We start from the raw sequence: 19,951 nt of genomic DNA on the forward strand, positions 1-19,951 counted from the left end.
ATAGCCGAATTGGCCTCTTGTTCAGAGTCCAATCGCGTAATTGGATATCTTTATGACTCCTCGCCTCATCATGGCTCGCCGTGTGCTCCAACTCGCCTTCGGGCTCTTCTTGTACGGCTTCGCCATTGCGCTCATGATCCGCGCCGAAATCGGAGTCGCCCCCTGGGATGTTCTCGGCCAAGGTGTCTCGCTCACCACCGGCATTCCCTTTGGCTTCGTCACCAACATCATTGGCCTAATCGTGCTGCTGCTGTGGATCCCGATTCGCCAGAAACCCGGAATCGGCACCGTCTTCAACGTTGCCCTCGTCGGGCCGAGTGCTCAAATCGGGCTCTGGTTACTGCCCGATGTTGAGGGGCTCCTCCCCCGCATCCTGCTCTTCGTCGCTGGCTTGCTGCTCCTCGGCATCGCAACCGGCCTCTATCTGGGTGCGCGATTCGGGCCGGGGCCCCGCGATGGCCTCATGACGGGCATCCACCGCAAATATGGTGGCAAGATTTGGGTTGTTCGCAGCAGCATCGAACTAGTGGTGCTCACCATCGGTGCCGTCCTAGGGGGAAACCTGGGCTGGGGCACGCTCGCATTCGCGCTGCTTATTGGCCCGATCGTGCACTTTACGATCCCCCGGCTGATGGTGCCTGCTGCGATCAGCCCCACTGCGGAGACGGCGGCCGAGGCCGCTATTCGCTGAACTGCACCGGAACGTAGACATCCTGAACACGATCATTGAGTGCCGTGTGGTCATTGCGCGTGTAGATGCCGCAGGCATTAGTGATGCAATCGGCATCCTCACCGAGGGGGTCGCCCAGTTCCAGGTAGGCGGTGAAGGTGCCGGCAGAACTGTCATCAAAACTGCGAGCGCCGAAGAGTCGCCACGCCCAGTCGGCGTTGATCCAATTGCTGGGAGCCCACTGCACGGTGCCTGCGGCAACATCTTCTTGCTGCTGACTGGGTACACCGCCAATGCAGGGGCCCGGCTTTTCGGCGGCGCTTTCGGGGATGACGCACACAGCAACATAAATGCCCTGCGAACCGTCATAGCCGGTACCGGTCACGACTACCCGTTCTCCGCGCACGAGAGCCTCAGTGTCGATCGGCTCACCGTCCTCACCGGCAACGCTGAGAGTGCGCGTTCGCCCATCGTCGCCCTTGGCCGTTACGGAGAGCGGCCACTGCTCATCCGTCTGCTGCTGATTCGATTGACCAGCACTCTCGTGCGTAAGGATCGGCACCACAATTATGGCGATCGGCACGAGAAGCACCAGAACAACAACCAGTACGATCCACGGCCACAAGCGGCGACGTGACGCAGTGCGGGGCATGGAGCAAGTCTAGGGCCGCAACACCCCACGGCGAGGTGCCGTTTTGTCATAAGGTGACAGTGCGAGCCAACCGCCACGGACCACCGAAAGGGCACGCGATGATTCGGGACCTTGTTGCTGTTGCGATTGGTGGCGCGCTCGGCACGGGAATGCGTTTCGCTCTCGATCTCGCCTTTATGACGAGTGACGATCTTTTCCCGGTGTCTACACTCATCGCAAACATCATTGGCAGCTTTGTGCTTGCCTTCATCGTGGCAGCGATGTGGCGCCCTTCGCCGTCATGGGCACGCGCTGGGCTCGGTGCCGGGATGCTTGGCTCATTCACGACGTTCTCGGCGCTCGCTGTCGCCGCAGTGCACCTCCTCGGTGTCGACCAGTGGATCCTTGCTGTCATCTACATCGCCGCGACAATGGTTCTCGGTTTGGCCGCAGCAGCTTTCGGGCTGTGGCTTGGCACTCGTCGAGCGCCCCTCAACGATGACGACTCTCGTGCGCCTGTTGTGAGTGAACCTATGCAGGCGGACTTGGTGAACGAGTGACCTCCGGGGTAGTTGTCGCAATCCTTGGCGCGGGTGCCGCCGGGGCAGTCTTGCGCTATCTCACATCTCGCGCCTTCGCCTCGAACACAACTTTCCCCTGGGCCGTGCTCACCGTGAACGTAGTTGGCTCGGCGCTCGGTGGACTTCTCGCCGGCCTCGCGCACGTCGGCACCATCGACCCAAACCTTGAGGTTGTGCTCCTCACTGGACTTTGCGGCGGACTCACCACCTTCAGCACTCTCAGCGTTGAGACGGTGCAATTCATCACAATGAAGCGGGTTCGCACCGCACTCCTCAGCATTGCGGCCAACCTCATCGTTGGTATCGGTGCTGCAGCAGCAACCTACTTTTGGCTCATCGCTCTCGCCACCGAGCGCTAGGCTCTGCGCCGCTCACACCCTGCGCGACTTAGACCCTGCGCGCTGCGTCAACGAAAGCGCGAATCAGGGCAGGGTCTTTCACTCCACGACGTGATTCGACACCGCTTGAGACATCAACACCGGTCGGATGCGCGGCTCGAACCAATTCCACGACGTTGATCGGCGTCAATCCGCCCGCAAGGACCCACGATCTTGGCAGGTCGCCGCCCTCAAGCAAGCCGGGGTCGAAAGTGGCTCCACCTCCGGGCGTGACGGCATCGATCAGCAGCCGGTCGTCTGACTGCAGTTCGCCGGTGCCGCTGAGCTTGCGGTAGTCATCGATCGAGATCGCCCGAATGGTGCCAAAGCCCTCGGCACGAAGACGATCGAAATCGGCAACGGTCTCGTCGCCGTGCAGCTGCACGGTTGCGAGGCGAGCGCTGCTCGCGGTGCGCAGCACGCTTTCGATGGGCTGATTGCGAAAGACTCCCACGGTTTCGATCGATGACGGCAACTCAGCGGCGAGTGAACGTGCATGCTCGGCAGTGACGAAGCGTGGGCTGCCTGGCGCAAATACGAAGCCGATAGCGTCGGCTCTGCTCTCAGCTACCGCGGCGGTGGCATCCTCGGTAGAGATCCCGCAAATCTTTACAAATAGTTGACTCATCTGATTGATGCTCCCGGGGACGCGAGAACGAGGGCGGCAGACTCGTGACCGCCGACGCAGGCTTCGTGCAGGCCACGAGTCGCGAGATAGGCAATCAGAAATCCCGCAGCAAAGGCGTCGCCGGCACCCGTGAGGTCGCGAATCTCCTGCACGATCGGCACCGAAACCTCAACTCGCTCGCCGTGGGGTCGGTGCACGACGGTGGGATCGGCGCCCGCTTTGGTGACCACGATGGTGTCCGGAAGCCGAGCGGCGTGAGGGCCGAGCTCGCCGTCAACGACCAAACCCAGAAACGCCGTTTCGCTCCTATTTCCCACAAGAAAGTCAGGGCGAAGATCAGCCATCAACTCAAGAAACGGTTCGACCCCGAATTGGGCGAGCATCCCCGTGGAAGCGACATCGATGGACACCAGAATTCCCCTCGCCTTGGCACGACGGATCACGTCGACTGTGGTCTCGCCAACCGGACTGCCGTTGAAGGAGTACGCCGAGACGTGCAGAAGCTCAAGCCCATCAAGCCACTCATCAGGCACCTCATCGAGCAGCGTCGCCGCTCCCCGGTTCGGCAGCATGCTGCGCTCGCCATCCTGTTCAATCAGAATGACGATAGTTCCGGTAGCCCCTGCGCGCTGCACACGCACATCAACGCCCTCAGCCTCGAGGTCGCGAACCAGCGAGTCCCCGAGATTGTCATCACCAACGCACCCGATGAATCGGGTTGGGGCGAGCCGTGCGGCAAAGCTGGCAACATTCGCCCCGCTGCCGCCCCGAGTGTGAAAAATTTCGACATCCGTATCTGTGCCATGCCTGAGTGGTTCCGACAACCAAACAACGACGTCTTCGACGAGATCTCCGAGGATTCCCAACACGATTGCTCCCTGCCCCTAGCGGGTCAGCGCCGCGGCAACGAGCCCGCCGAGAGCAACGTTGCCTCGATAGACCTCGACATTGACATCCAGGCTCACGCCGTGGGTATCCCTCTGAATGAAGTCGAGCAAGAACGGTGTCGATGCATTGCCACTAATGCCCTGCTTGTCGGCCTCAGCCCACGCCCGCGCAAGGATGTCGTCAAGTTGCTCTGGCGGCAGTTGCTTGTCGGCGGCAACGGGGTTAGCCAGCAGCACAGACTGCGGCAGCCCGAGTTCGTCGCGTGCCGTGACAATCGCAGCAGCCTCCTCGGGGGTGTCAACCGAGTAGCCGATCGTGAATCCTGAGTCAGTGACGTAGAAGCCCGGATACTTCGTCGTTCCATAGCCGATGACGGGGATGTTGAGGGTCTCGAAGCGTTCGAGCGTTGCGGGGATATCAAGAATTGATTTCACCCCGGCGCTGATGACCAGTATCGGAATCTGGGCCAGTGTCGTCATGTCCGCGGACTCATCGAAAGTCTCGGAGGCTCCGTGATGCACCCCGCCGAGGCCGCCGGTCGAGAACACCTTCACTCCCGCGTGATGGGCGAGAAATGCCGTCGCTGCCACAGTGGTGCCGCCGTGTTTGCCGAGTGCACGCACGACTGGCAGGTCGCGCAGGCTCACTTTGGCAATGTCATCCGAGTTCGACAGAGTCGTGATCTGCTCCGTGCTGAGTCCTACCGTTGGTACGCCGTTATAGACACCAATCGTCGCCGGAGTGACTCCCTGCGCGCGAAGGCTGGCTTCGGCTTCCAACGCGACCTCAAGATTGCGCGGTCGAGGGAGTCCGTGAGTGAAGATCGTGGACTCGAGAGCGACAACAGGACGATTCTCACGAACCGCATCCTGAACTTCTTGGGCGACATGGATGACGGGTTCAGACATAGTCGATCACTTTCTTCACAGATGCTCTTCGCTGATGCACGGATGGAGGCTCGCCTCACTCCCCACCGTAACGAGTCATTGCGTTTTAGCGGCCGTTTTTCATTGCCTGAATTTTGCTGAGCGTAGCGATGACCTGTCTGGCGATCATCCGCCCCGCCCGGTTCGCCCCAATTGTGGATGCTTGAGGTCCGTACCCGGCAAAGAAGACGCGAGGATCTTTCCAGGCAACGCCTTGCCCGACAGAGACCCCGCCCTCTTTCTCGCGAAGCTTGAGGGGCGCGAGGTGACGCAATTCTGGGCGGAATCCTGTCGACCAGATGATGGCATCCGCTTGCTGGAAGGCGCCGTCTTTCCACCGCACCCCGTCTGGCTCGATGCTGGAGAACATGGGGCGCGGGGTCAGCACACCGCGTTCGATACCGGCTTGGATACGACGGGTGCGCGGAACGCCGGTGCCACTAACAATGCTGGGAAGCGCTCGTCCCGCCCGGGCCGCTTCGTCTTGCATCTGTACTGCTTCTTTGCGAGCTTCAAGGTTGAGCCCGCCGTCTTCAAGAAAATCGATGGGGCGGCGACTGACCCACGTCAGGTTCTTGGCAACATTTTCGAGCTCAAGCAAGAAGCCGATTGCCGAGGTTCCGCCTCCAACAACAACAACGCTCTGATCGGTGAACTCTCGGGCGCTCTTGTACTCGCTCGTGTGGAGGTGGCGACCGTCGAATGACTTGAGGCCCGGGTACCAGGGGATGAACGGAGCACCCCACGTGCCTGTCGCGTTCACAACGGTCGTGGTCGTGACCGATTTCGTTTCTTCGCCGTCGAGGACGAAGGTGACTCGCAAGTGCTCGCCCTCGTTTTCGACAGAGATGACGTCAGCGTCGCGAACCACTTGGAAGTCGTAGTGCTTTTCGTATTCGCGGTAATAGTCTGCGACAACCTTTTTTGCTGGCATGTGTTTGTCAGCGGTCTCGAAACTCAAACCCAACTCGTCAAAGCCCGGAAGATCGTTGATGCGGTGGGCCGAACCAATGCGCAATGCTTCCCACCGAAACTGCCACGCACCACCCGTGTTTGGGCCGCGGTCGAGCAACACAAAGTCGTTACCCGGGTCTAGCCCGAGCCGACGCAAGTAGTAGGCAACAGAGAGGCCTGCCTGACCTGCACCGATGACGACGACTGAAGTGTCGGTTTCGAGAGTGGATGTCACGCGCTAACGTTACCCGCCACCGGGCCACCTGTGCATAGGCCACGAAGAGATAGGTAACCGTCGTGCTAAACTGTGGGTTAGTTTTCATCCATCCCTGTTCGCTCGTTCGCTGGCCACCGTCAGTGCACCGGGACAGAAGTATGAGGGGGTCTCGCATGGGACGCGGCCGTCAGAAGGCAAAGCACACCAAGGTTGCTCGGGATTTGAAGTACTTCAGCCCAGACACAAACTATGGCGCGCTTGCCCGAGAATTAAGTGGGTCAGAGAGTTCAGCTCCTGTCTCCGAAGATAGTGAAAAGTGGCCTGAGTATTCAGCTGGAGCTTCCTCCAGCGATGAATACGATGTCGAAGATGACGAAGACGACGAGGAAACTCGAAGCGCCTAACAACATCCTTTGCCACACACGAAACTTCACGATAAACGCAGTTTCACCACAAAAGTCGAACGCCTAGCCCCTCGAGGGCCGGGCGTTCGACTTTTTGTGCGTGGGCTTTCGGCTAAAACGCCACCAATTCTTTTGCCTTCGCCACAATCGCCTCAACCGAGGGCAACCATGCCTCTTCCAGCACACCGGCATAGGGCACAGGTGAGTCGGGGCTGGAGAGCAGCGACGGCGGAGCATCCAGAAGCGTGAAATGTTGTGTAGTCATGCGGGAGACCAACGATGCGCCCCAACTGCCGTCTTGCGGGGATTCCTGAACGACCAATAGCCGCGAAGTTTTCGCCAGTGAACGAGCAACCGCGTCATCATCGAACGGAATCAGCGTTCGAGGATCAATAACTTCAGCCGCGATGCCAACCGCGGCGAGCGCCTCGGCCGCCTCGACAGAACGGTGCCGCATCTGCTGGGTCGCAACAATAGTGATGTCGCTACCGGCACGGACGACGGATGCCACCCCCAGCGGAAGAACCGCTGCGTCTCCCGTTGGCACCGAGCCTTTCAGTGAGAAGAGCCCCTTGTGCTCGAAGAAGAGCACCGGGTCGTTGTCGCGAATAGAGCCACGCAACAGTCCGTAAAGGTCTTCTACTGTGGCCGGAACCACGATCTTGAGGCCCGGAACGTTGAGGAACCAGTTCTCGCCAGCCTGAGAATGTTGAGCCGCGAAACCAGTACCGGCACCGTTTGCCATTCTGATGGTCAGCGGCACGGTGACTTGGCCACCCGTCATATAGCGGTGCTTAGCGACCTGATTAACGATCTGGTCGTAGCAAACCCCCGCAAAGTCGGCGAACATGATTTCGGCCACCGGGCGAAGTCCCATGATCGCAGCACCAAGAGCCGCTCCGACAATTGCCTGCTCTGAAATCGGGGTATCGCGCACGCGGCGCGGACCGAACTCTTCGAACAGCCCAGCAGCGGTTTTGAACGCGCCACCGGCCGCACCGATGTCTTCACCGATCATGAACACGTCGGGATCTTCGCGCATCTCGTCAGCAATGGCGCGCGCGATGACTTGGCGATAGTTGAGGGTGTCGCTCATGAGTAGATGTGCTCCATTCCGGCAGAAAGTTCGGGTTCGGGCCAGGTAAGGGCGAGATCGCGGGCAGCTTCGACATCGGCGTGAGCCGTGCGCTCCACTGCGGCAGCAGCATCCGCTCCACCAGTCGCTTCAATGGCATTTCGCAATTGCACAATCGGGTCGCGCGCGAACCACGACTTCACTTCGTCTTCTGGGCGATACTTCGCGGGGTCGCTTCGCGAGTGTCCGCTGTGGCGATAGGTATCGGCCTCGATTAGTGTCGGGCCTTCGCCGGCACGCGCACGCTCGACGGCGGTCTTGGTTGCCGAGCGCATGGCAATCACGTCGTTGCCATCGACGAAGACGCCGGGCATTCCGTAGGACGCTGCACGATCGCTCAAGCGATCAATGGGGGTCGTTGATGCCACGGTCGAGTATTCGCCGTACTGATTGTTCTCGATCACGAAGATGGCGGGCAGCTTCCAAATGGATGCCAGGTTGAGCGACTCGTGGAATGCGCCAATGTTTGTTGATCCGTCACCGAAGAAGGCGACGCTCACCTCGGAGGTCCCGCGATAGCTCGCTGCCAGCGCTGCGCCCACCGTTGTCGGGAGATGGCCGCCGACGATCGCGTTCGATCCCAGCGCACCAACGGAAACGTCGGCAAGATGCATGGAGCCGCCTTTGCCTCCACACAACCCACCCGCACGCCCCAAAATTTCTCCAAAGGCGCGGTCTAGAGGGGCGCCCATAGCGAGCACGGCTCCGTGGCCGCGATAGGTGCACGTCATGGTGTCGCCTGGGCTCAGCGCACTGCACACACCCACCGTCACCGCTTCCTGCCCCTGGCACAGGTGGGTGCTTCCGCGCACCAAATTCTGACTGAATAGCCCCATGATTTCGTCTTCGAAGAAACGAATCTCATACATGGAACGCAACAGCTCAAGGGCGTCTGCGGGCATCGGATCGGCAAGCGTGGGGCTCACGGAATGATAGGTCATGGGTTTAAACTTTCTACTTCTGTCGCGGCGGACCGCAACTGTCTGTGGTTCGGAATCCTGTGGGCAGATGGGTTTCTGCACCGGCATCGCCAGAAAGTTGAGCAAGCACAAGCTCAGCTGCTGTGCGCCCAATCAAGGCCGGGTCACGCGAAATGGTGCTGATTGCAGGGGTAAGAAACTCTGACAGCGCAACGTCATCGCACGTCACGAGGCTGACATCCGCGGGGATGCTGAGCGAGAGTTCGCGCAGCGCGCGGAGTACCCCCACGAGAATCTGGTTGCTTCCCGCGATGAGAGCGGTAGGAGCATCCGACGCTGTCATGAGTTCTTTAGTGGCGTTGTAGCCGTGCTCAGCGCTGAAGTCACCCATGCGAATCGTTGAGGTGATATTCGGATGCTCGCCAGCAACTCTTGCGAGAGTCTCGGCTCGTTCCCGCGACGGGCGCACTTGCGAGCTGCCATTCACGAGGGCAATGGATTGGTGCCCCAGAGAAATCAGGTGCTCGACAGCAGCACGGATGCCGGTGGCATGGTCGCTGAGCACGGCAGCGGCTGAGGTTGCTGCGATCTCACGGTCAATGAGCGTGATGGGATAGTGCGCCGATTCCAGTGCCTTATTGAGCGCTTCATCAGTCTCATCGCTGACCGAAATCAGCAGCCCATCAATGCGCCGTTGCTCCATCGACCTCAATTGTTCGAGCGCGAGACCAGGTTCGTTGAATGAGTTGGCGACCAGCATCGAATATCCGCGCTGACGAAGCACCCGCTCAGCGCCCATCGCGATCTGTGCCAACAGTGGGTTGCCAATGTCGGCGGCAACGAACCCGATCGTGAAGCTCTCGCCAGTGCGCAGGCTTTGCGCCAACGCGTCCGGCTGAAAACCCAGCTCCTCGATCGCAGCGAGAACGCGTTCGCGCATCTTGTCGCTGACATCAGGATGATCGGAGATCACTCGAGAAACCGACGAGATAGCGACGCCAGCACGCTCAGCCACTTCACGCATACCTGCTCGGCGAAGTGGCGGCGTTGACCGACGCTCGTTAGCGCCTCGCCGGTTTCCAGAGTGATCGTTCATGTTCTTGTCCACCTAGTCTTTCGAGACCCGATACTGGTCGATGTAGTCCCAGTTCAGATCCCAGCCCAGCCCCGGGCGATCGCTCAGGGTCAGGGTGCCGTTGTTGAGTTTTGGCCTGTTAGTGATCATGTTCCACCAGAACGGGTCGCGATCGGGGTGGAAACACTCGGCGATTGTGCCGTGAGGCTGGCTCGCCAGCAAGTGCGTAGACACCTGCGGTTCTTCATGGTGCCCCATTTGCACGTCGTAGGAGGTGGCGATCGCGGCGGTTCGCAACCATGCGGTCGGTCCGCCTGACCACGACGAGTCAAAGTTGCACACGTCGATTGCTCCGGTCTCCATGAGGTCGCGGCATCCGCTTGCACTGAATTCGGTTTGGCCAGCACAGACTGGGACTGAGCCCTGATAGCGCACGTCGCGCATCGACCGTTTATCGTTGTGCCACTCCACGGGCTCTTCGAACCAGCGGATGTTGAGGTCAGCAATCCGACGACTCAGGTCGACAGCGACGGCAGGTTTGTATCCCTGATTGGCGTCGATGCAGATGATGAAGTCATCGCCAGCGGCCTCGCGGGCTGCGGTGATGCGTGCCGCGTCTTCTGCCGCGCTGAGCCCACCAACTTTGAATTTCACGCCGGCGAGGCCGAGCTCCTGATAGTTGTGCATTTCGTCGGCAATGCTTCCGAGGGGTTCGCCGTAGTAACCACCGATGGCGATCATCGGTAGCTCATTGCGATACCCACCCCACAGTTTCCAGAGGGGCATTTTTAGGGCTTTACCTACGGCATCCCAGATGGCGGTGTTTACTGCGGCGAGGGCGACGAGACCGAGCCGGCGGTCACGGAGAATATCGAAGGTCACTTTGTACCCGGAATCCCACAAGCGTTCAATGGCCATTGCATCTTGGCCAATCAGCGTTGGCGCAAGTTCTTCGTGAATGATGCGATCGATGTCGAACATCGTCTCGTGTTCATCCCCGGTATAGGCCTCTCCAATGATCCCCGCATCGGTATGGACCCTGGTCACAATGGTTGCGCGATGAGTCATGTGGTAGTGGCTACCGCGAAACTCTCGGGCAAGCGGTGCGACCATGGGGATCGTCTCGATGCGGGTTATCGTCAGGCCGTGCGCTTGTGGATCCAGCGGATCGCGTTCAGCGTGAACTCGTTGATCATGCATATTCTGTGAACTCCGTTATTCGCCCACCACGCGTGTGGTGAGTGTGATGGCTCGGTCTCGTCGTCAATCGCAGTTAGCCGCGTTGCTGCTTTTCGAGGTTGTCGAGGAAGGCAGCCAGGTCACCCGAGATCATCGTCTGGGTGAGGTTCGTCCAAGAAGCAGACTGCGCAGCACCGTTGAACTGGTTCTGAGCAACATCGACGCCGCCGACGGCATCAACGATGTCGAGAATCTGGCCTGCGCCAGTGCTCCCGGTCACGCCAACAACATCAACGTCGGTGCGGTTCGGAAACTGGCTTGCTTCCTTCAGCAGAATGGTTTGACCCTCAGCGGATGCCATGGTCTCGATGAGCTTCAGAGCAGCCTCGGGATTCGCCGACTTTGCGCTAACTCCGTACATCAAGACCGGGTTGAAGAACTGACCCTGAAGGGTTGTTCCGGCAACCTTGGGTGCGTTGAAGACTCCATAGGCGTCGGTACCGAGTTTGTCGTCCCACACCTTCCAGTTGATTGCGTTAGAAACAAGCCCTGGGACCATCGCGACCTTGCCTGCAGCAAAGTCTGCTTCGACATCCGTGAACTTCTTGCCGGCGTAGTCGTCGTTCCAGCAGTCAGCGTTGTAGGAGTCGAGCAGTGGCTGCAACGATTCCAGGAAGCGGTCGTCGTTGAGGGCGATGTCTCCCGAGCGAACAGCGTTCACGTCGTCGGTGGAGAAGAACTGCGGGGAGAGTGACGACCAGGCCCACCAGAGGATGAACGAGTCGCTTCCCGACATTCCGATCGGGGAGATACCTTCGGCCTTGAAGGCGTCACACGTTGCGAGCATGTCGTCCCACGTTGCCGGTGGCGTTTCGGGGTCGAGCCCAACCTGCTCAAAGAGCGCCTTGTTGTAGTACCAAACGACGCCCTGGGCGCCAACCGGAACGCCCGCGAATACGGAGTCGTCGGCGACATCCTTGACGGTGGCGGACCATCCACTGAGAAGATCAGCGTCGGCGAATTGGTCTTTGCTGAGGTCGGCTACCGAGCTGAACAGTGACTCAAAGTTGGCACCGGGCAGCATTTCGACAACGTCGCCCAGTTTTCCTGCTCGAGCCTTTGTTGTTGCGGATGCCAAGAACTGATCGAAGGGAACTCGATCCTGTTCTGCCTCGATTCCGTTTTGTTCTGTGAACAGCGCAATGATGTCGTTCATTGCCTTGCCTTGGCCCTGAGTTGTGTCAGCGTCTCCGCTGGTGAGAAGGGTGATGGGGCCGTCGGCCGACCCTGTGCTGTCGCCACCGGCGCAGCCTGCGAGCAGTGCGCCGACACCGATTGCCGCAGCAATCGAGAGCCCACGTCGTTTCGTAAATATCTGTGACACTGGTCTTACCTCCATAGTGTGATTGTGATGTGCTTCCTTGCCCACCTTGGGGTCGTGCGGGGATGGTCTTGCGATCAACCCATGGGGTAGGGGGCGGTCTGAGATTCAGTCCTTGACCGCCCCCGATATGGCCCCTGCTTGCAGCCATCTCTGTCCTACGACAAAGAGCAATAACACCGGGGCAGTGCCCACGAGCATGGCGGCCGCCGTGAGCGGTCCCCCGGTGCGGAACTGTGACGAAAACTGCGCGATCGCAACAGCGACAGTTGGCGTGTCCCCTGAGGGAAGCAACAGCAGAGCAAGTAGCAGCTCACTCCACTGCAAGAAGCACGTGAGGATGAATGCGGTTGCTAGAGCGGGACGAGCCATGGGCAGTGCAATGGAGACGAATTGCCGGATCGGGCCAGCGCCATCCACATCTCCCGCTTCGAAAACTTCAGACGGCAATTGTGAGAAGAACGAGCGCATGAAGACGGTTGCCCATGCCGAGAACATGACCCCGTAAACGACTCCAAGCCAGACGAGCGAGTCGAGCATTCCCCACACTTGGAGGAGTTCGAACATGGGGATGACGAGGGCTGCAGCAGGCAGGAACATTGCCCCGGTCGTCAATGCAATGGTGAGCCGGCGGCCCATGAATTGATAGCGCGCTAGGGCGAATCCGGTGCAGGTAGCGAGGGCGACCGCGAGTGTTGCCCCGACCCCGACGGTGATCGTGGAGTGCAGGATTGCTTGAGCCATCCCGCCGGTGACCCACACGGTAGTCAGGTTCTCGAAGGTCCAGGTGCCGCCGAAGTTGGCCGGTTCACCCACGTATTCCGCGGTGGGCTTGAGTGCTACCCGCACCACCCACAGGATCGGGCCAAGTACGACGACGAGAGCGACGGCGACAATAACGGTCTCGAACCAGTTGTTTTTCTTCATGACTAGTTCCACTCCTCCGTCTTGCGGATGCGTCGCATTCCCGCCTGGATGAGCACAATAAGCGCGATAAACACGAGGCTGACAACGGCGATCGCGGCTCCGCGCCCCAGCGTTGATCCCTGATTGAGCGTGGCATAGATCGCATAGTCGAGAGTGGTTGATGCCACACCGGGGCCGCCCTGGGTGAGCCCATAGATCCAGGGGAAGAATCCGGTGACCGTGGAGATCGTGAGCAGCAGGATCCAGAAACGCGTGATGGGCCGAAGCGCCGGGCGGTAGATGTGCCAGATCATCTGCCAGCGGTTCACGCCGTCGAGTTGAGCGGCTTCAATGAAGCTTGGGGAGATTGCGGCGAGCCCGGTGGAGTAAAACAGAACTCCACTTCCGAGTGTTGCCCAGCCGATCACGACCACAACGGTGATGAGCACAAAGTTGGGGTCGGTGAACCAGCCGGGAGCAAGAAATCCCAGTCCCGCCGCGCGAAGGCCGGAGTTGACCGGGCCTTCGTCGGCGAGAACGATGCGAAAGACACCACCGACGATGATGGGTGGGAGCATCGCGGGAATGTAAAGGATCGCGCGAATGGTTGAAGCAGCCTTCATAGGAAAGACCGCGATGGCCATCACGAAGGGCACAAGCACCCAAACCACGACGCCGCCAACGAGGAGGAGGTTGTTGAGGAGGATGCGGTAGAAATCTGGCCAGGTTGCCAAGAAGATGAAGTTGTCGAGCCCGACGTTGATGGGCTCGGAGAGGCCGTCGTATTGAGTCGTGGAGTAATAGAGGACAGCGCAAAGGGGCCAGAAGATGAACGCCAAGATGAGCAGCAGTTGGGGCAGGACGAAAGCTTGACCGGGGCTGGTCACTTTCGATCGGGTGCGCGTCTTTGCTGCCATTCGTGGATTTCCTCGGGAGTTCGCAATTGGGCTTTCGTTGAGAGCGTAAGTTGGTTACATTCGTCCTGTCAACGTTTCTGGAAAGGTTACCGGTTTTGATGAACCTCTTCTCGCATCCTCTCGCCACACCGTCGTGGGAGATGGAACAAGCTGCCCCGATGCGGCTCCATACGCGCTCACTGTGGAGCGTCCCGACAGAGCACGAAGTAGGCGCCCCGGCTGAGCGAATCATTCACCAGCGGGCGATTTTTACGAACAAACCAGCGACTTTTAACCGTCTCTCGGTGGCCCAAGCTCCCGGCTATCACAAGTGTGCGAGCGGTCAAGAAATCGATGCTGCCCTCGACGTAGTGGTCTTCACTGCCGACGGCGAAAACGAGTGGCGTGAAGTAGGCCACTTGCGGTCCACCGCCGAAGAGGTTCTCGCGAATGGAGCCAGCCTTGACCTCGGCGGGCTCGAAGCCAGTTCCCTCGTAGCTCAAGTGCGGCGCGCAGCGACCGATGAATGGTGGCCGGGCTGGAACCTTGCGTCCACCGGCATGATTCTCGAGGGTGAAACCAACAACCAGTGGGAACCTGACAACGAAGGCAGCCTCACCGTTGCTGCAATCGACCTCACCGGCCAATCGGCCGGCGTCAGCGCGCGAACAACTCAGACCGAAGTGCGATTCACGACAGACCACCTGCAGGTCGGCTTTCGCCTCACCTCCCCCGCCTGGTCGTACCTCGCTCTCGATGCTGATGGCGACGGAAAGACCCACGTCAACCTGCTGCAGATGCCCCGCTCGATGGACATCGTGCGCAGCGGCGTTTACCCCTCCGGCGTCTATCCAGTGCTGCGCGACCAAAACGCCGAATACCTTGCTCAGGGGCCGCGATTCACGGCAATCGGCGGCCTCATGCCGCTCGGTTTTCTGCACACTGACTACGTCGGCACCACCACGGTGAACGGGTCAACAGTGCGCTATGAGTTCGTGAGTGACGCCGCATCTCAGCGTTACGTTCTTGAGTTCACCGTCGAAGCAGACCGCATCCGGATGCACGTCGAACGCACCAGCGACACCGAACGCCGCGCCTGGACCAGCTCTGCTTGGCACGTCGCTACGAACAATCGCGTGACTCCATCGTGCGCGCTCGGCCCGCTCGCCTACCGTGGCGAAACCGGGCTCCTCACCGGCGCTGTCGCGTGGCATTTTCCGCGCCACGGCACCCTCAATATTTCGGCGAGCGACGGTGCCCAGTGGAGAAGCGACTCGGTGCGCCCCCTCGACACCAACACGCTTGAACTCAAGGTGGGCGAGATCGCCACCGACTTTGGCGACTACATTCTCCCGGCCGGTAAGCACACGGCAGACATTGAGTTGATCGTAGAGACGCCTGCGCTCGCAACGCTGGCCGAAGACACTCCTGATGCGATTCGCCGGATGCTCGAACGTCACACCCTCACGGCGTTACCGTTCCGCGGCGACACCGCCACCTACTCAAACAATGGTGCCTCGATGCACTGCACGACATCCCTGGCCGATGTCTCCGTCATCGCCGAGCAGCTCGTCGAGACCACCTCCCTGCCCGCAATGGAATGGGTTGGTCGTTCCCTGCAGCGCTGGCTCGACGGCGCACCCAGTTACGGAAGTGGCACCACCTCGCACGGCGACCACCGCCTCGACGACGAGTACGTGCACATGAGCGGCAACACCCTCGGTGCTGCCGCCCGCTTTGCGGCGTGGGAAAAGTCCGGTGATTGGTTTGCTCGCAACCGCACCGTGCTCATCCGTGAACTTGAAGGGATGCTCGCCCGCGATGTTGACGGTGACGGCCTAGTCGAGTCAACCCTGCGCATCGGCAATAGTGGCGACCACCAGTGGAGCACTTGCTGGGCAGACGTGCTGTCGTTTGGTTGGAAAGATGCGTGGGCCAACGCTGTCGTCTTCGAAACGTGGACCCTCTGGATCCCGGTGCTCGAAGCACAGGGAGAGAACGAGCTTGCGGCACGAATCGCAGAAAGCCGCAGCAAACTTCAGAGTGTGTACTTCGACACCTTCTACAACCCTGAAACCGGAATTATTGCCGGCTGGCGTTCGAAAGATGGCACCCTGCACGACTACGGATTCTCACAACTCAACGGCATGGCCTGCATGACAGAGCTGTTGCCCGTCGATAAGGCTCGTGGCGTGATGGAGTCCCTCGTCGCCGCCTGGGAATCAATCGGGCTCGATGACTTTCGCAACGGCATCCCTCTCAACATCTGGCGCATTCCGGAATACGACATCGGTGGGGTTGTGTTCGGCCTGCCGATGGGCAGCTACCAGCAGGGTGGGTATTCGCACCACGGAGCACGCGTCATTGTCGATGCGCTCGATCGTGTCGGGCTCACCGAGAAGTCGGCCCAAGTGTTGGAAAACCTCGCGACAACAATTGCTGATGACACCTCGTTCGGCGGGCTTGGCTCCGGTAACGACTGGCGAATGAAAGACGGCACGCCAAGCGGTTATGAAGGCCAGCTTGTTGAAGGCTTCAGCGTTCTCGCTTCGGCACTCAGTCGCTATCGCGCCACCAACTAGCGGGCCCACCCGCTAACCTGCTCACCTACTAACCCGTCAACCGGTCAGGCATCCGGAGGAGTTCAATGAAGAAGATCCGCGTCTCAGTAATTGGTGCAGGCTCGTGGGCCCTTGCTGCCCACCTGCCCGCCCTGAAGTCTCGTGACGATGTTGAGCTGGTTGGCGTGTGCCGGTCGAATCTGGATGCCGCCGAACGCATCCGAGACACTTTCGGTTTCGAGTTTGCCTCGGCCGACTATCGCGACGTTCTCACGCCGGGGGTGGATGCCGTTATTGTCGCGTCGCCGTCATCGCTGCATCATGAGCATGCCGCTGCCGCGCTGCGGTCTGGCGCGCATGTTTTGTGCGAGAAGCCGATGACGATTGCGTCGGCGGAGGCGTGGGATCTGGTGGAGATTGCCCGTGAACACGACCGCGAGCTGCTGATCGCGTTTGGTTGGAACTTCATGGCGATGATCCGCAACGCAAAGGAGATGATCGCCCGGGTGGGCATCGGAACCTTGGAGCATGTCACCGTGCACATGTCGTCGAGCACTCGCGAACTACTGAGCGGCACAGGCTCTTATCCCGATTCGGCCCCGGATTCTGTGCCCCAGACCGCGACGTGGACTGACCCGCTTGTTTCGGGTGGGGGCTACGGTCAAGCACAATTGAGTCATGCCCTCGGGCTGACCCTCGCCTTGTTTCCCGACCGCATTGTTGCGGCATCCGCCCAGATGTTTGGTGCCGCGACGACCCCGGTCGAGCTGCACGATGCGGCAGTGCTGAACTTTGAGAGTGGGGCGATTGGAGTGCTCTCGGGGGCTTCGGCTCACGCGGGGGCGTGGAAAGATAAGCACGATTTGCAGGTGCGCGCGGTCGGCAGCGAGGGGCAGGCCATGGTTGATGTTCTGCGCGAAGAGGCCTGGATTTATCGGCCAGACAGCGGAGAACATCGCCTCGATCTTTCGCCGGGCGATGGTGCGTATCAGGCAGAAGGTCCAGCCAACGCGCTCATCGAGATAGCCCTCGGGCGCGGAGACAACCCCGCCCCCGGAACGCTTGGCGCCCTCACTGCAGAGGCGCTCGAACTTGTGTACCGAAGTGCCGCCCAGGGCGGGAGCGTCGCCCGATGAGCATCCCCACAATTGCGCGCATCGACGCCTACCCCCTGCCGTACCGCGAAACCAACGACCACGACAGCACCCGCTACAGCTGCCTTGTGCGAGTCGAGGATGCCGCTGGCACTGTCGGCTGGGGCGAGGCCGCCACGATCGTGCGCGAGGCTGCAAGCGCGACTGCCGTTCTGGTTCGGGGTTTTGCTGACGCACTCGCGGGCACCCCGGCGAACCCGGAGTCGGCGAGCGCAACGATGACGGCTCATGCGTGGTGGCACGGCGGTGCGGGGATTGCGAGCTTTGCGGTGTCGGCGATTGATATGGCGCTGTGGGATCTGGTCGGCCGTCGTGAGGGAACCAATCTGGCGGTGCTTCTCGGGGCGGTCTCCGATGCGAGCCTCGACACGATCATCACCTGCCATGCCTCTGTGGAAGATCTGGGCGAGATGACTGCTGAGATGGCTGAGTGGGTGGCGCATCGCGGAGCATCCGGAATCAAAATTGCGTTTGGCAAAACGGGAGCCTCACGTTTGGGCGTGGAACTGGAACGCGATATTGCCTTCATGACTGCGCTTCGCGGTGCGCTGGGCGATGACACCCCCGTCATGATCGATGTGGGTCCCCGCGTTGGCTGGAATGTCGAGCAAGCTCAGGCACGCATCGATACCCTCGCCCCGCTTGGTCTCGCGTGGCTTGAGGAACCGCTCGGGGCTCGAAACCCTGAGGGGTACCGTCAGCTTCACGACAATGCCCGCGGCGTGCTCATTGCCTACGGCGAGCGCGAGTGGAATGTCACCGGGGTGCAGGAGATAGTGAGCACAGGAACGGTGGATGTCGTCGGCATGGATCCGGGGCGCATCGATGGCGTGAGTGGTTTTCGAGCTGCGGCCGCGCTGTGTGGCGCTGCCGGGGTCAAGGCGAATGCTCATGCTTTTGCTGGACCTTTGGTCTACGCCTCATCGCTCGCATTGTCATTAGCGAGTGAGGCGTGCTCCGAGTTCGAGCTTGCTCCGACCCGTAACGAACTGTATGACTTTGTTGGTGCGCCAGAACTTCATTCGAGCGTTGGGCGGCTCTCCTCCCTCACCGAACCCGGTTTGGGTATTGCTGTCGATGGGGATCGTGTTCGCGCCGCGAGCGCGGCATCCGGGTTATGACCTTAGGCCTGGCGACTCCAGCTCACGAGTGTCGGCACAACATCTTCGGCGAATCGTTCGTAGTCGTCTGCTGAGTTGTAGGCGTGCGCGGCGAGACGCAGGTAGCCGGTGTCGCGCCAGTTGGTGATCTGGGTTTCGAACCCGAGTTCGTCGGTGATGCGTTGACGCACGTCGTTCGCCTGCGGGCCGGTTGCTCCTAGCGTTCCTGGCAGGCGCAGCAGTCGCATTCCGGGGGCGGGCGTGCCGACCGCTACGCGTGACTCTTGGCCTGATGCCGCATCGAGCGCGTCAGCCACGACCTCAGTGGAGTAGTCGAGCAGCGACTCAATGTAGGCCCGGATGGCATCCCAACCGATTCGATCTTCGAGACCTGTAATCGCATCTACCGTAGCGAGGTAGGGCGTGTAGTCGAGGGTTCCTTGGTGGTCGAAGCGCGAAGGGAATGGCTCGTCCATTCCCCAGGAATCGATCACGGGATACAGGTTCTTAGCGAACCCCTTCTCAGCAACGAGCACTGCGGTTCCTCGAAAACCGCACGCAAACTTGTGCAAATTTCCCACCCACGCGGATGCCGCGACACCCTCTGCTGGGCGGTTCTTCACGCCGGGGGCGTGGGCGGCATCCACGAGCAGCGGAACTCCGTGCTTGGCGGCGAGTTCTGCGAGGGGCGCCACCGGAAACTCGCGTGCCGTTGAGGAACTTGAGGCGTCAATGACGAGACCAGCTGGTTTCTTGGCGAGGGCTTTGCCGAGCTTGGCGAGCACCTCATCCGCTGACGCATCCAGTTCGATGGGCACGGTGCGCACTTTTGCGCCGCGCTCGCGCGCTTCGCGCTTCGCCGAAAATGCGACGGCACCGTAGGTGTGGTCGGTGACGAGAATCTCGTCGCCAGCACTCAACCCGAGAGCGCGAATGGATGCTGTCATTCCGGCACTGGCGTTGGGCACGAAACCGAAGTGCTCGGCATCCACACCAATGAAGTCGGCTAGGTCCGCTCGGGCCTGCGCAACGCGCGCAGGGGCGGCCATGAACCAGCGTTGGGGGGCGCCTTCGGCCTCTTGCAGGTAGGCCATGCGGCGCAGCTGAGCAAAAACGGGCACCGCACCGAAAGAGCCGTGGTTGATGTGGCGCCAGCGCGTGTTGAGGCTCCAGAGCGCGGCAGCCGGCGACCCGTCTCGCGCCTCTAGTGGCTCGGGGCGGCTCAGCTCTTCCGGCTGCGCGGGCTCAGCGGATCCAACGGGCTCAGCGTCAATAGGGGTTTCGACGTCAGCGGTGGTTTCGACGTCAGCGATGGTTTCGACGTCAACCGAAGTTTCGGGCTTCTTAGGTGCCATAGTGCCCATTCAA

At 60.5% G+C, this 19,951-nt stretch carries 20 protein-coding genes; 7 read left to right on the top strand and 13 right to left on the bottom strand.

Translation table 11 applies throughout. The features are described 5' to 3' along the window. Positions 1 to 52: 52 nt before the first annotated feature. The gene (gene yczE, locus ACOH1Z_RS06385) at positions 53 to 691 is read left to right on the top strand and encodes a membrane protein YczE (RefSeq protein WP_449647605.1); all 639 of its coding nucleotides are present in this window, start codon (positions 53 to 55) and stop codon (positions 689 to 691) included. On the opposite strand, the gene ACOH1Z_RS06390 is transcribed toward yczE, so the two are convergent. Then, complete coding sequence (locus tag ACOH1Z_RS06390) at positions 681 to 1,322, bottom strand: hypothetical protein (RefSeq protein WP_449647606.1); 642 nt, start codon at positions 1,320 to 1,322, stop codon at positions 681 to 683. The genes yczE and ACOH1Z_RS06390 overlap by 11 nt on opposite strands. Before the next feature lie 98 nt (positions 1,323 to 1,420). Here ACOH1Z_RS06390 and ACOH1Z_RS06395 point away from each other — a divergent pair, with 98 nt between their 5' ends. Both ACOH1Z_RS06395 and ACOH1Z_RS06400 read left to right on the top strand, forming a co-directional pair. Next, positions 1,421 to 1,861 carry a fluoride efflux transporter FluC gene (locus tag ACOH1Z_RS06395; RefSeq protein WP_449647607.1) on the top strand — a complete coding sequence of 147 codons (441 nt, stop codon included), beginning with the start codon at positions 1,421 to 1,423 and terminating at the stop codon, positions 1,859 to 1,861. Then, positions 1,858 to 2,241, top strand: a complete 384-nt coding sequence (locus ACOH1Z_RS06400; RefSeq protein WP_449647608.1) for a fluoride efflux transporter FluC — start codon at positions 1,858 to 1,860, stop codon at positions 2,239 to 2,241. The genes ACOH1Z_RS06395 and ACOH1Z_RS06400 overlap by 4 nt, the downstream gene beginning before the upstream one ends. A 28-nt stretch (positions 2,242 to 2,269) precedes the next feature. Here ACOH1Z_RS06400 and ACOH1Z_RS06405 read toward each other — a convergent pair whose 3' ends face one another. From ACOH1Z_RS06405 to ACOH1Z_RS06420, 4 genes are all read right to left on the bottom strand, one after another. After that, a complete protein-coding gene (locus ACOH1Z_RS06405) occupies positions 2,270 to 2,887 on the bottom strand; it encodes a phosphoribosylanthranilate isomerase (protein WP_449647609.1) in 618 nt (205 codons plus the stop codon). Beyond that, positions 2,884 to 3,756 (bottom strand): carbohydrate kinase family protein, encoded by an 873-nt coding sequence (locus tag ACOH1Z_RS06410; RefSeq protein WP_449647610.1) that lies wholly within the window; start codon positions 3,754 to 3,756, stop codon positions 2,884 to 2,886. Before ACOH1Z_RS06410 ends, ACOH1Z_RS06405 begins: the two co-directional genes overlap by 4 nt. A 15-nt stretch (positions 3,757 to 3,771) precedes the next feature. Next, the gene (locus tag ACOH1Z_RS06415) at positions 3,772 to 4,683 is read right to left on the bottom strand and encodes a pseudouridine-5'-phosphate glycosidase (RefSeq protein WP_449647611.1); all 912 of its coding nucleotides are present in this window, start codon (positions 4,681 to 4,683) and stop codon (positions 3,772 to 3,774) included. Positions 4,684 to 4,768: 85 nt separating this feature from the next. Further along, complete coding sequence (locus ACOH1Z_RS06420) at positions 4,769 to 5,890, bottom strand: NAD(P)-binding domain-containing protein (RefSeq protein ID WP_449647612.1); 1,122 nt, start codon at positions 5,888 to 5,890, stop codon at positions 4,769 to 4,771. Between the two features lie 155 nt (positions 5,891 to 6,045). On the opposite strand from ACOH1Z_RS06420, the gene ACOH1Z_RS06425 reads away from it, so the two are divergent. Beyond that, positions 6,046 to 6,276 carry a DUF3073 domain-containing protein gene (locus ACOH1Z_RS06425; protein ID WP_449647613.1) on the top strand — a complete coding sequence of 77 codons (231 nt, stop codon included), beginning with the start codon at positions 6,046 to 6,048 and terminating at the stop codon, positions 6,274 to 6,276. Between the two features lie 112 nt (positions 6,277 to 6,388). On the opposite strand, the gene ACOH1Z_RS06430 is transcribed toward ACOH1Z_RS06425, so the two are convergent. The 7 genes from ACOH1Z_RS06430 to ACOH1Z_RS06460 form a co-directional block, all read right to left on the bottom strand. Beyond that, on the bottom strand, positions 6,389 to 7,372 hold the full coding sequence (locus tag ACOH1Z_RS06430) for an alpha-ketoacid dehydrogenase subunit beta (protein WP_449647614.1): 984 nt from the start codon (positions 7,370 to 7,372) through the stop codon (positions 6,389 to 6,391). Continuing rightward, positions 7,369 to 8,352 (bottom strand): thiamine pyrophosphate-dependent dehydrogenase E1 component subunit alpha, encoded by a 984-nt coding sequence (locus tag ACOH1Z_RS06435; protein WP_449647615.1) that lies wholly within the window; start codon positions 8,350 to 8,352, stop codon positions 7,369 to 7,371. Before ACOH1Z_RS06435 ends, ACOH1Z_RS06430 begins: the two co-directional genes overlap by 4 nt. Positions 8,353 to 8,365: 13 nt before the next feature. Then, complete coding sequence (locus ACOH1Z_RS06440; RefSeq protein WP_449647616.1) at positions 8,366 to 9,427, bottom strand: LacI family DNA-binding transcriptional regulator; 1,062 nt, start codon at positions 9,425 to 9,427, stop codon at positions 8,366 to 8,368. 12 nt (positions 9,428 to 9,439) lie between these two features. Further along, positions 9,440 to 10,606, bottom strand: a complete 1,167-nt coding sequence (locus tag ACOH1Z_RS06445) for a mandelate racemase/muconate lactonizing enzyme family protein (protein WP_009773310.1) — start codon at positions 10,604 to 10,606, stop codon at positions 9,440 to 9,442. 73 nt (positions 10,607 to 10,679) lie between these two features. Beyond that, a complete protein-coding gene (locus ACOH1Z_RS06450; protein ID WP_449647617.1) occupies positions 10,680 to 11,984 on the bottom strand; it encodes an ABC transporter substrate-binding protein in 1,305 nt (434 codons plus the stop codon). A gap of 90 nt (positions 11,985 to 12,074) precedes the next feature. Next, complete coding sequence (locus tag ACOH1Z_RS06455) at positions 12,075 to 12,893, bottom strand: carbohydrate ABC transporter permease (RefSeq protein WP_449647618.1); 819 nt, start codon at positions 12,891 to 12,893, stop codon at positions 12,075 to 12,077. A 2-nt stretch (positions 12,894 to 12,895) separates the two neighbouring features. Next, positions 12,896 to 13,789 carry a carbohydrate ABC transporter permease gene (locus tag ACOH1Z_RS06460; protein WP_009773313.1) on the bottom strand — a complete coding sequence of 298 codons (894 nt, stop codon included), beginning with the start codon at positions 13,787 to 13,789 and terminating at the stop codon, positions 12,896 to 12,898. Between the two features lie 98 nt (positions 13,790 to 13,887). On the opposite strand from ACOH1Z_RS06460, the gene ACOH1Z_RS06465 reads away from it, so the two are divergent. From ACOH1Z_RS06465 to ACOH1Z_RS06475, 3 genes are all read left to right on the top strand, one after another. Then, positions 13,888 to 16,350, top strand: a complete 2,463-nt coding sequence (locus ACOH1Z_RS06465) for a glucosidase family protein (RefSeq protein WP_449647619.1) — start codon at positions 13,888 to 13,890, stop codon at positions 16,348 to 16,350. Positions 16,351 to 16,415: 65 nt separating this feature from the next. Continuing rightward, the gene (locus tag ACOH1Z_RS06470; protein ID WP_449647620.1) at positions 16,416 to 17,465 is read left to right on the top strand and encodes a Gfo/Idh/MocA family protein; all 1,050 of its coding nucleotides are present in this window, start codon (positions 16,416 to 16,418) and stop codon (positions 17,463 to 17,465) included. Next, entirely contained in the window at positions 17,462 to 18,604 is a 1,143-nt protein-coding gene (locus ACOH1Z_RS06475; protein WP_449647621.1) for an enolase C-terminal domain-like protein, read from the top strand. The genes ACOH1Z_RS06470 and ACOH1Z_RS06475 overlap by 4 nt, the downstream gene beginning before the upstream one ends. Positions 18,605 to 18,606: 2 nt before the next feature. On the opposite strand, the gene ACOH1Z_RS06480 is transcribed toward ACOH1Z_RS06475, so the two are convergent. After that, positions 18,607 to 19,938: an aminotransferase class V-fold PLP-dependent enzyme gene (locus ACOH1Z_RS06480; protein ID WP_449647622.1), complete on the bottom strand. Its 1,332-nt coding sequence runs from the start codon at positions 19,936 to 19,938 to the stop codon at positions 18,607 to 18,609. Positions 19,939 to 19,951 lie beyond the last annotated feature (13 nt).

The sequence above is a fragment of the Rhodoglobus sp. genome, from assembly GCF_053580035.1.